This window comes from Vibrio sp. D173a (genome assembly GCF_030248475.1).
The window spans coordinates 1-1,087 of record NZ_JAHGAH010001251.1; the positions used below are offsets into that span (position 1 = coordinate 1).

Sequence of the window (1,087 nt, forward strand, 5' to 3'; positions counted from 1 at the left end):
GCTGTAATGCTATCTATGGGTAACATGCGTACTGACACTCAAGACATGGGTGGTAAGAGCTACACAGTTGAAGAAGGTAAAGACTCTTCTTGGACAGTAGCGGCAGGTTCTGACCTAACGATGAAGTACAAAGACAAGTTTGGTGAAGAGCAAGAAGTAAATATCTCTGCAAAAGCGGGTAACGATATTGAAGAACTTGCGACTTACATTAACGGTCAAAGTGAAGACGTTAAAGCTTCTGTTGGTGAAGGCGGTAAACTGCAACTGTTCGCTTCAAGCCAAAAAGTACAAGGCGACGTTGAGTTTGGCGGTAGCCTATCTGGCGAGCTAGGTATTGGTAGCGGCAAAGAAGTGACTGTTAACGATATCGATGTTACGTCTGTAGCAGGTGCTAACGAAGCGGTATCTATCATTGATGGTGCGCTTAAGTCTGTAGACAGCCAACGTGCTTCTCTGGGTGCTTTCCAAAACCGTTTTGATCACGCAATCTGCAACTTCGATAACATCAACGAAAACGTTAATGCATCTAAGAGCCGTATCAAAGATACTGATTACGCGAAAGAAACGACAGCTATGACGAAGTCTCAAATCCTACAACAGGCGAGTACTTCAATCCTAGCTCAAGCGAAGCAATCGCCATCAGCAGCTCTAAGCTTATTGGGCTAAGCTTACTTAGTAGGCGGTAATAGAGGTCTACGTGTGTAGGGCTCTATGCCATGGCTCATATAAGGTCGGAAGGAGAGTGTCATGGAAATATCATCCAGCGCATCGAACGTCCAGCCTTATGGCTCACCTAATGGCATTAAATTTGCATTCGATGAAGGTAGCAGTGCGCCTAGTGTTTCTAAAACGTTAGAGGTTACGCCCAAAGAAAAGGTAGATAAATCGAAAGAGGATGCTACCGAAGCCGCGATTCAATTGGCTCAAGATAGACAAGAGCTGAATAAAGAAGAGCGGGTTAAAATGGTAGAGAAGATGAACGAGTTTATCTCTTCTATCAACAAGGGGGTTGCTTTTAAGGTGGATGAAGAATCGGGTAGGGATGTGGTGACGATATATGAAGCCACAACCGGTGATATTATTCGCC

Annotated in this window: 2 protein-coding genes; both read left to right on the top strand. The window is 44.6% G+C overall.

Annotated elements, in window-relative coordinates; genetic code table 11:
• Positions 1-666 (top strand): flagellin (locus KIV40_RS32630; protein WP_285353512.1); only part of this gene is annotated, 666 nt, incomplete at its 5' end.
• Positions 667-747: 81 nt separating this feature from the next.
• A partial coding sequence (gene flaG, locus KIV40_RS32635) for a flagellar protein FlaG (protein ID WP_285353514.1) occupies positions 748-1,087 on the top strand: 340 nt, incomplete at its 3' end.